General features: G+C 61.4%; 10 protein-coding genes. 2 read left to right on the top strand and 8 right to left on the bottom strand.

Translation table 11 applies throughout. The features are described from left to right. The 3 genes from nifB to erpA form a co-directional block, all read right to left on the bottom strand. Positions 1-985: nitrogenase cofactor biosynthesis protein NifB (nifB, locus tag FN369_RS11740; protein WP_142526153.1), on the bottom strand; the 985-nt coding region annotated here is incomplete at its 3' end. 308 nt (positions 986-1,293) lie between these two features. Continuing rightward, entirely contained in the window at positions 1,294-1,617 is a 324-nt protein-coding gene (locus FN369_RS10875) for a HesB/IscA family protein (RefSeq protein ID WP_142526152.1), read from the bottom strand. An 18-nt stretch (positions 1,618-1,635) separates the two neighbouring features. Then, entirely contained in the window at positions 1,636-2,037 is a 402-nt protein-coding gene (gene erpA / locus FN369_RS10870; protein WP_142526151.1) for an iron-sulfur cluster insertion protein ErpA, read from the bottom strand. A gap of 118 nt (positions 2,038-2,155) precedes the next feature. On the opposite strand from erpA, the gene nifA reads away from it, so the two are divergent. Next, positions 2,156-3,739, top strand: a complete 1,584-nt coding sequence (nifA, locus tag FN369_RS10865) for a nif-specific transcriptional activator NifA (RefSeq protein WP_142526150.1) — start codon at positions 2,156-2,158, stop codon at positions 3,737-3,739. Positions 3,740-4,138: 399 nt separating this feature from the next. Further along, entirely contained in the window at positions 4,139-5,266 is a 1,128-nt protein-coding gene (locus tag FN369_RS10860) for an META domain-containing protein (protein WP_178087824.1), read from the top strand. Between the two features lie 390 nt (positions 5,267-5,656). Here the strand turns inward: FN369_RS10860 and FN369_RS10855 are convergent, their stop codons facing one another. Genes FN369_RS10855 through nifN form a run of 5 tightly spaced genes read right to left on the bottom strand, consistent with a single transcriptional unit; the run spans position 5,657 to position 9,354 of the window. Further along, the gene (locus FN369_RS10855; protein ID WP_142526148.1) at positions 5,657-6,514 is read right to left on the bottom strand and encodes a sulfurtransferase; all 858 of its coding nucleotides are present in this window, start codon (positions 6,512-6,514) and stop codon (positions 5,657-5,659) included. A 22-nt stretch (positions 6,515-6,536) separates the two neighbouring features. Further along, positions 6,537-7,100: a nitrogen fixation protein NifQ gene (locus FN369_RS10850; RefSeq protein ID WP_142526147.1), complete on the bottom strand. Its 564-nt coding sequence runs from the start codon at positions 7,098-7,100 to the stop codon at positions 6,537-6,539. A 3-nt stretch (positions 7,101-7,103) separates the two neighbouring features. Further along, complete coding sequence (locus tag FN369_RS10845; RefSeq protein ID WP_246189677.1) at positions 7,104-7,580, bottom strand: NifX-associated nitrogen fixation protein; 477 nt, start codon at positions 7,578-7,580, stop codon at positions 7,104-7,106. Beyond that, a complete protein-coding gene (gene nifX / locus FN369_RS10840; protein ID WP_142526146.1) occupies positions 7,577-7,981 on the bottom strand; it encodes a nitrogen fixation protein NifX in 405 nt (134 codons plus the stop codon). The genes FN369_RS10845 and nifX overlap by 4 nt, the downstream gene beginning before the upstream one ends. Beyond that, positions 7,978-9,354, bottom strand: a complete 1,377-nt coding sequence (nifN, locus tag FN369_RS10835) for a nitrogenase iron-molybdenum cofactor biosynthesis protein NifN (protein ID WP_142526145.1) — start codon at positions 9,352-9,354, stop codon at positions 7,978-7,980. The genes nifX and nifN overlap by 4 nt, the downstream gene beginning before the upstream one ends. Positions 9,355-9,419 lie beyond the last annotated feature (65 nt).

Below are 9,419 nucleotides of genomic sequence, written 5' to 3'. Positions count from 1 at the left end.
TTTTTTCAAGCAGAAGACGGCATACGAGCTCTTCCGATCTGCAGTGGCGCATCATGTTCATCTCTCCCTCGCACTTGTCCTGAAGCGCCTTCAGCTCCTGCGCCGTCGGTCCGCGCTGTCCGGAAAGACCGAAGACCGTTCCATGCTCGGGCGAGGAGATCAGCGGCATAATATTGTGCAGGAAGGCCCCCCGGCTCTTAACGGCCTTGTTTACCTCGACCAGATGGTCATCGTTGATTCCGGGGATCATGACCGAGTTGACCTTGCAGAGAATCCCGGCCTCCGTCAGCATTTCCAGTCCCTGCAATTGCCTCTCGGAAAGCAACTTGGCCGCGTCCTTCCCGGTGTATCGCTTGTGGCGGAAAAAGACCCAGGGATAGATCCGGGCGCCGACTTCCGGGTCGACCATGTTGATCGTGATCGTCACATGGTCGACCCGGAAATCCTTGATCCGCGCGACATGGTCCGGCAGAGCGAGGCCGTTGGTTGAAAGGCAGAGCTTGATGTCCGGAGCAGCTTCGGCGACCAGCTCGAAAGTCCGGAAGGTCTTCTCCGGATTGGCGAGGGGATCTCCCGGCCCGGCGATCCCGAGGACGGTCATCTGCGGAATCTCGGATGCCACTGCAAGTACCTTCCGCGCGGCCTGCTCCGGAGTGAGCCGCTCGCTGACCACTCCCGGCCGACTCTCGTTGGCGCAATCGTATTTCCGGTTGCAGTAGTTGCACTGGATGTTGCAGGCGGGGGCCACCGCCACATGCATCCGGGCATAATGATGATGGGCTTCCTCGCTGTAGCAGGGGTGATTCTTGACCTTTTCCCAAATGTCGGGCGGAAGGTCGCCGGAGCCGGCGGCCGAGCCGCAGCTCGCTTTCCCGCTGCCTCCGCTCGAGCCGCATCCTTTATGCGGGGCGACAGGGATCGCGAGCCCCTTGAGATTCGAAAACCGCGCACGTACGTCTTGTCCCGGTTCCACAAGAGCTTCCATCGCTTCCTTCCTTTCCGGCGGTTTCTTCGTTGCTGCGGCCGGCCGACCGCGGTCGCGGGCGGTCTCGCATCGATTTGCATCGAGCAAGGAGCGTGCCAAGTCTCCTTCTGATCCTTCTCCTCCGGACGAACCAGCCCATCGCCGCCCCTTCGGCGCTCGGGAACCGGAGCCTGTCAGAACCGTGACAGATCGTTGTTTTCTTTTGTCGGCTTCTCCACAGCGCCTTTGCCGCGCCTTTTCCGCGCAAGCGCATGCACCCAAAAGAGAGAACGCGAAGAACCATCCGACAGGCCCCTGTCGGAACCGACTTAGGCGCTGAAGCTCTGCCCGCAGCCGCATTCGCTCTTCGCCTTGGGATTGTGGAAGACAAATCCCTCGGCGAAGGGTTTGCGGACATAGTCCAAGAGCAGGCCGTCGAGCAGCGGAAGGGTCTCGGACGAGACGACGAGGCGGATCCCCCTACTCTCAAAATGACGATCCTCCGACGAAATGTTCTCCGCCTTTCCCAAGACGTAGCTCCATCCGGCGCACCCCGAACGGGTGAGCCCGATGCGGAACGCGATTCCCTCCGGATGACCCGAGAGAAAGGAGCGGAGACGATTTGCCGCTGCTTCGGTCAATTCGATCGCCATGGTCCCGGTCCTTTCCTTTTACTCCTCCGTCTTCGAGCAGGTCGAAAAGGAGGAACCGCAACTGCACGTGGACGCCGCGTTGGGATTGACCACGACGAAGCGCGCCCCGCCGAGATCCTCTTCGTAACCGATTTGAGCCCCCGCCAGAAACGGGAGGCTTCTCGGATCGACGAGCAGGGTTACCCCGCCCGACTCGATGGCGAAATCGTCCTCCTCCATCTTTTCGTCAAACGCGAAATTGTATTGGAACCCGGCACAGCCGCCGCCCGTGACGTAGACTCGGAGCTTGAGATCGGTGCGACCGTCCTCCTCCAAAAGATTCCTGATTTTGCCGACCGCCTCTTGCGTCAGCGATACCGCCGGCGCGGGCTCTCCCTCGGATCGCCGCTTTTCCTTGAATGCCTCGCTGCTTCCATCCATGCCTTTCTGCGAGCAGTTTCCGTGCCAGCAGTATCGCAGCCGATTCGAGAAGTTGGCAAGGAAACTGCTTCCTCCACGGAGAGCTCCAATCGCCGATGGAAGCTCGAAACCGAGACCGATGCAGCCTATCAACCTGGAACTCACTACGATCTACGAGATCAGCAAGCTCCTCAATTCCTCGCTTGATTTGGAGCATTCCTTCCGCGGCGTGCTCAAGCTCCTGGCCACCTATTTAGGAATGGAGCGGGGAATGGTCGTCCTGGGTCGGGACGAAACCCTCCGCGCGATCGCTTGGCTCGGCTTCCCCCAGGAACAGCTCGGGCCCGATCGGATGGCGGGAGCGGGATCGGTCGTCCGGTATATCCAAAAAACCGGATTCCCCACGGCGATCCCCGACGAAAGCCAGGAACCCCTCCTTGCACCCTATCTTTCCGGCTTCCCCCACCAAAAGGGCCCTCCCATCTCCTTCCTCGGAATTCCCATCCTCCAGGACCGGGAGTGCCTCGGCGTCCTCATCCTGGAAAAGCGATCGGCGGGGCCTTCCGCCCGGCTCCGCGAGGATACCCGGCTGCTCCAGCTCGTGGCGAACCTCATGGGCCAGACCATCCGCTTCCGCGATAAGGTGCTGGAGGAGAAGCACCTTCTCGTCGCCGAAAGGGATCTCCTCCGAACCGAGCTCGCGAACAAGCACCGGATCGAAAACGTCATCGGTCAGAGCAAGCGGATGCAGGAGGTGATCGCCCTCACCCACCAAGTCGCCTCCAGCCGCTCCACGGTCCTTCTTCGCGGTGAGAGCGGCACAGGCAAGGAAGCGATCGCCCGCGCCATCCACTTCTTAAGTCCCCGAAAAAACGGCCCGTTCATCAAGCTCAACTGCGCGGCCCTCCCCGAGTCGCTCTTGGAGTCAGAGCTCTTCGGCCATGAGAAAGGAGCCTTTACCGGCGCCCTCCACGAGCGGAAGGGACGCTTTGAGCTGGCTCACGGCGGAACTCTCTTCTTGGATGAAATCGGAGACATCTCCCCGTCGGTGCAAGTCAAGCTCTTGCGCGTCCTTCAGGAACGGGAATTCGAGCGTCTCGGAGGCAGCCGCACCATCCGCATCGACGTGCGTCTGATCACTGCGACCAACCGGAACCTCGAAGATGCCGTGCTCAAGGGCGAGTTCCGTTCCGACCTCTATTACCGCATCAATGTCGTGAGCCTCTTCCTCCCTCCCTTGCGGGAGAGAATCGACGACCTACCGCTCCTCGTCGAATATTTCCTCAAGAAGATGGGAGAGGATTTCGGCCGGACCCTCTCCATTTCCGCTCGGGCTCTCGATGTGCTCGTCCGCTGCCAGTGGCCGGGCAACGTACGAGAGCTGCAAAATTGCCTCGAGCGTGCGGCGAATTCCTCCCCCTCGGGCTTGATCGACAGTACTCACATCGCTTGCCAGAGCAGCCAATGCCTCTCTTCCCTCCTGTGGAAACGCGACCTCACCCCGGTCTCCACCCCGGTCGTCTCCCAGCCGGCGCCGGTCGAGGGAAACGGGCTCGAAAAGGAAAGCTTGGTCCGCTCCTCTACCGGCGCCCGCGAACGGCTGCTGGAAGCGATGGAGCGATGCGGCTGGGTCCAGGCCAAGGCCGCTCGGATGCTCCACCTCACCCCCCGGCAATTGGGCTACGCCCTCCGGAAATACGGGATTCCGATCAAGAAGCTCTGAACCCAGGGCTCTGGAACCATTCCGATCGCGGCGCCCACCCAATAGGCCCAATGGGCCCAATAGGCCGGAGGCGAATTCCACTCGCTGCTCCGTTCCTGCCTTTCTTGCCTCGATGAGCCGCAGGGCCGATTGCTGCGACAAGGCCAGGATCGAATCCTTCCGGGCCATCCGCAAACCGAATGCTTCGGTTCCCTCATCCCGGAAACAAAACAAGAGGCCAAGCTGCTGCGATTCCATCGAATGCCTCCCAGCCTTTCCACAGCGGCCTCCATTCCCAGTTGCCGATGGACTTTGAAAACAATGCCGTTAGCTTCAATGCCGTTAGCTTACCTAACGAATACCACCCCAAAACCCTGTACGCGTTTTCCAAGCAAGACCATACTCCTGCTCGGCGGATCGATGATGATCGGCTCTCTGCCGGGACTCCCATTGACTTCCGTGTCGGCCCAGGGCCGGCGGCAAGAGTCGCCGGATTTCCACATTCCCGCCTCTTATGAGTGCGAGGCTCCCGCCAAGGATGGCGGGATCCGTCAGCATTTGGACCTGCTTCCCGGAGGACATTTCCTCTTACGGGAGGACTGGGTTGGCAGCCCCAAGCCGAATCGACGCGACCGTCTAGGCCGCTGGAGCTTTGACCGGAGGCTCGGGCGACTCGCTCTCCAGGGGAACGGGGAGACGCAACTCGAGTTCGCTGTCGAGGAAAACGGCGGGAAGTTGCAATGGCTCCCCGCGCCAACCCAATCCTCCGCCTTCTCTTCCGATTCATTCCTACGCCGGATGCCAAAGCCCGCCCTCATCGAACCCCACCTGCGGTTGACCGGCATGTTCGCTACCGCAGCCGACAGCCCCTCGATCGTTCTCTGCGAAGACGGCTGGTGGCTGCCGGTGGCGATGGAAGGGAACTACCAGGCATTGGCAGATGCCTGCCGGCAGGCCAACCCGAAGCCGGGAGAGGCGACACTCGTTTGCCTCGACGGGACCATTGTCTTTCGCCCTTCACCGAATGAAAGCCGGCCCGCCCGACCCACGCTGGTCGTCGAGCACCTCGTTGCCGTCTACCCGGGAGCTACCTGTTTTCCGTCCTTGGTCAACGGCCCTACCAAGAACAGTTATTGGAAGCTCGTCGGTCCCCCCTCACCCGCCGACGCCCCCTTGCGGGAGACCTACTGGAAGCTCGTTTGCTTGGAAGGCAGGCCGATCGAGGCGGGGGCATGCCGACAAGAACCACACTTGATCTTTGCGCGCAAGACTCCCCGCGTTTTCGGAAGCGGAGGCTGCAATCGCCTGATCGGCAGCTTTCAAGTCGATGGGGACAGACTCTTCCTAGGCCAGATCGCCAGCACGCGAATGGCTTGCCCCAGCGGCGGGGAGCAAGAAGCGGTGTTCTTGAACGCGCTGGGGCGGGTCGCGCGCTACCGCATCCGGGGCCGGCGACTCGATTTGCTCAATGCCGCCGGAACCATCGTCGCCGCTTTCCAAGCGGCTGCGTTGCCGCAAGCAGAGGGAAAGCTCCGGAGTGAACCTTGATTTCCTGCAGCATCCGCGCTCGCGCGAGCAAGCGTTCGCCGCGGCTCCTTCCCTCCGGCGGATCCTTCGGGGAAAGTAGAAGCTGCGGGACGGAGGACGCGCATTGCGTTCGATTCCGAAACGAGCGCGATTCGGTTGCTCGACCGAGTCGAGGCAGCCGGGGTCCACTTACCGGACGTTTCGAGGACGGAAAGAGACGCGCAAGGTGGACGGAGCCCGGAAGACTCTCTTCCCGACGACGAGATCCACTTCCTCTAGCGACTCGCGTCTCCTCGCAAGGAAGCGCGATCCCGGAACGCTGGTTTCCGCAACGCCGGCAGAGAGCAACGGCAACCACCGCGGCGGACCGATCCGGCCCACCGCGCCGAAACGCCCGCTCAACCCAGCGGCCTACGGCCTTTCGATAGGAGCGCCGACCTTGTTGCCCCATTCGGTCCACGATCCGTCGTAGTTGCGAACCCTCTTGTGGCCGAGGAGGTAGGTCAGCACGAACCAGGTGTGACTCGACCGTTCGCCGATCCGGCAGTAGACGACGGTGTCGCTTTCCGGAGTGAGCCCGCAATCCCCCTCGTAGATCTTCCGGAGCTCCGCCGCCGATTTGAAGGTGCCGTCGTCGTTCACCGCAGTCTTCCAAGGCATGCCCTTGGCTCCGGGGATGTGACCGCCGCGAAGAGCTCCTTCCTGGGGATACTCGGGCATGTGGAGCAGCTCACCCGTATATTCCCCAGGACTCCGCACATCGATGAGCGGCAGCCCCGCCCGCTGGTGCGCCAAGGTCTGCTCATAAAAAGCCCGGATTTCGGCATCTCGCCGAGCGGCCGGCGTCGGATAGGCCGCGGCGGGATAGGAGGGCTTCTCCCGAGTCATGGGTCGTCCTTCGCGGATCCACTTGTCCCGTCCTCCGTTGAGGATCTTGGCGTTCTTGTGGCCATACAGCTCAAAAGCCCAAAGAGCGTAGCATGCCCACCAGTTCGACTTGTCGCCGTAAAAGATGCAGGTGGTTTCCGGGCCGATGCCGTTCCGGCTGCAAAGTGCGGCAAAAACTTCCGGCGAAATATAATCCCGGATCAATGGATCCTGCAGATCGCGCCGCCAATCGATGTGGACCGCCCCCGGGATGTGACCGGTATCGTAGAGAAGCACGTCTTCGTTGCTCTCCACGATGCGGATGCCCGGATCGTTCCGATGCTCCTCGAGCCATTCGGTTTCAACCAACTTCTCTGGATGCGCATAGCCAATCGTCGTCATAGTTCTCTCCTTTGGTTCTCCGCTATTCCTTCGCAAAACAGATCGCGTAATCGCTGCATTCCCGACAACTCGGCGCCTTGCAAGCTCGAAATCCCGCACGCTCGCATAGCTGCTTATAAAAAAACTTCTTCCACCGCATGTCATCCACGTTTCGCTCGTAGAGCGGACGAAAATGCCGCTCCAGGAGGCGGGCAAGCTCCTGACGATCCGACAGGCCGAGGTCCCGCCAGAGGTGATCATCCGCCAAGCAGGCGGCGGCGACGGCATGGGCCACCCAACGCGTCGGCTCCGAACCGTCTCCCGACTCGACCAGGAGCGAAACGAGCTCTCGGAAATCCTCCGGAATCCCGATGGCGTGGCGCGGCGGCGTGCATTCCGCATCACAGGCCGCCAGCAGCCGCTCGAACGACTCCTCTTCGAGACCGAGTCGAGGAACGCAGGGAAATGCACCGAGCGAGGCAAATCTGCTTAGGACATGGTGCAATGCCTTCCTCGGCAGCGCTGCCTCGGCCGCGCGACTCCCGCTCCCTTCAGAAATCGCGTCGGGCGACGCGAGGGCGGAGGGAGCAACGGCGCCGGCGGTCATCGCTCATCCCCCGAAGCGCGCTACCTCTGGAAACCTCTCGATCATCTCAAGAGCCGCCCCAACATACTTTTCCCCCGCCTCCGCCAGCTTCTCCCGGTTGGGAAAACCGAAGCGGTGGACATCCCGAAGCACCTTGTTGACCACCGCAAGCCGCCCCGCCAGAAGCACCATCTTCCCGAAGCCCTCGTGGTGCATCGTCATCATCGGCATCACCATGATGCCCGTCTTCCGCTCGATCGTGAGCCCAACGGCGTTGAAGAAGATCTCGACCCGCTCGAGGGTTTCCGGATCGGGATCCCCTACGATGGGGATCTGCTTCCGCTTCTCGGCGTCGAGAAGAAAAGGCTCGAGCAGCTCCTCGTCCTTCTTCCCGTCCCAGACTCCATAGGTATCCTGCGCCCGCTGCTGTTTCACGAGCTCTCGAAGAAACGCTTCCCTCAGTTCGGTCGCTCCGTTCTCTAATCCTTCTGCCGTCTTCACTCCATTTCCTCCTCGAAATCCCATGTTCTCTCCTTCCCCTTGAGAAGCGCCTTCCGCAGCCAGGGCGGGGGAGTGCCCCGAAGAACCTCCTGGAGCTTTTCTAGGATCTCTCGGATCGGCTCCAGATCCTTTGCCTTCACGGGGTGGATCTTGTGAGCCACCACGCGAGCCGCTCCCGAGGCGCCGATCGCTGCCACGTAGAGGATCGCGCAATCCCGGATCGCGGCGAGCTTCGGCTCGAGCTTATCCTCGTTTCCGTCTTCCTCCAGATCGCCGGAAAACTCGACGGTCTTCCAGTGACGGAACTCGTTCTGGTCCACCTCGTAGATCGCAATCGTCTTCGCCCAGCCGAAGTGGGCGTTGACTCGGATTCCATCCTGTGTTGCAAAGGCTACTTTCATCCCGTTACCTGATTCTCCTCTCGGCTCCTCCGGGAGACCTCGCCGGGAGATCCGTGCCGGTGGAAAGAAACACCCTCTTCCTCCTCACGAGCCGCGATGAGTAGGTTGGCCACTGCAAAGAGGAACTGCCGGCTTCCCCGATAGCCGACCAGCACCTCATGGGCAGCGCCGAGCCGATCGAAGATGGGGAGGCCGATTCGATAAAAGGGGATTCGCAGACGAGCCGCCATCTGGCGCCCATGGGAATGGGTGAGCAGGAGCTGGCACCCGAGAGCTTCCCTTTCGAGATCCTCCAGATCCCCGATCTGGACCCGTTCCACAGGCAGATCGGCAAGAACGATCGACTCGGTCGTCGAAACCGCCGCCTTGAGCTCGCACCCGACTTCCGCGAGCCAATGGCCCACATTTTGCAGCAGATCGGGCTCGGCACCGACGGCCACCTTCACCCCACCCAGGAAGAAGTGGCTGTCGAGCATCGCGTCGACGAGCTGCGATCGCTGCTGGCGATAGATTGACGGGACGGGGCGGCCGGAGAGCTCGCTCAAAAGATGCAGAAAGCGATCGACCGCACGAAGCCCCAGGAGCCGATCAACCAAAAGATGCGGCACTCCCGTCTTCATCTCGAGGGCCAAGGCCGCTCCCCGCATCTGCTCACCGATAGCGATCGTCGCACGGGAAGAACCCATCCTCCGAATCTCCTCGAGCCGGGTCCCACCGAGGGTCGTCGGCGTGAAGTCCTCCGGGATATGCCCGTCCAAAGAGCCGGATAGGTCGGGAAGGAGAATCGGGCGGAGACCAAAGGATTCGACGATCCCTCGAATCTCTTCCAGATCGCCTGGGGACAAGTGGCTCCCCACGAGCAAGTTGATCTGGTCCTCAAAGCGCGTCGGACTGGGCTCGATGAGATCATCGACGATCTGCGTCACCGCTTTCGCCCAGCCATCCTGAAATGCTCCTTTGAAGTCGGGGGTGGAGACATAGACCACAGGTAGATCGGCCAATTCCGGCCGCCGCTGGCGAATGAGTTTTAGGTAGCCCGGGATATCGTCGCCTTTGGTCTCCGTCAGGCCGGTCGAGCAGATCCCCACGATCCGAGGATTGGCGCGTTTGGCAATATTCAAAAGCGCCTGCTCGATGTTCTCCATCCCGCCCAAAATGGTCGTGACTTCGTTCATGGCCGTGGTCTGGAGCGGAATCATCTCGCGGAAGTGACGGACAAAGAGGGCCAACCCAAACGCCGTACATCCCTGCGAGCCATGCAGGAGCGGCATGCAGCCCTGGATTCCCAGAAAAGCGAGCGCCCCGCCGATTGGCTGGCTCATCTTGAGCGGGCTTACGCTGCAGGCTTTCTTGGAAATGGTGAGCTCGGCCACGTTCTCCTTTCTCTACTCTCTCCCCGAAACATCGTCCGACCAGGGAGCCGGCAGGCGCACCTCCT

It is taken from the genome of Methylacidimicrobium cyclopophantes, assembly GCF_902143385.2.
Lineage (GTDB): Bacteria > Verrucomicrobiota > Verrucomicrobiia > Methylacidiphilales > Methylacidiphilaceae > Methylacidimicrobium > Methylacidimicrobium cyclopophantes.
This window is presented reverse-complemented; position numbering and strand designations above follow the sequence as displayed.

Coding starts and splice junctions, on each gene's coding strand:
- erpA (WP_142526151.1), bottom strand. CDS start 2,037: ATGGATGGAAGCAGCGAGGCATTCAAGGAAAAGCGGCGATCCGAGGGA.
- nifA (WP_142526150.1), top strand. CDS start 2,156: ATGCAGCCTATCAACCTGGAACTCACTACGATCTACGAGATCAGCAAG.
- nifX (WP_142526146.1), bottom strand. CDS start 7,981: ATGAAAGTAGCCTTTGCAACACAGGATGGAATCCGAGTCAACGCCCAC.
- FN369_RS10850 (WP_142526147.1), bottom strand. CDS start 7,100: ATGACCGCCGGCGCCGTTGCTCCCTCCGCCCTCGCGTCGCCCGACGCG.
- FN369_RS10855 (WP_142526148.1), bottom strand. CDS start 6,514: ATGACGACGATTGGCTATGCGCATCCAGAGAAGTTGGTTGAAACCGAA.
- FN369_RS10875 (WP_142526152.1), bottom strand. CDS start 1,617: ATGGCGATCGAATTGACCGAAGCAGCGGCAAATCGTCTCCGCTCCTTT.
- FN369_RS10860 (WP_178087824.1), top strand. CDS start 4,139: ATGATGATCGGCTCTCTGCCGGGACTCCCATTGACTTCCGTGTCGGCC.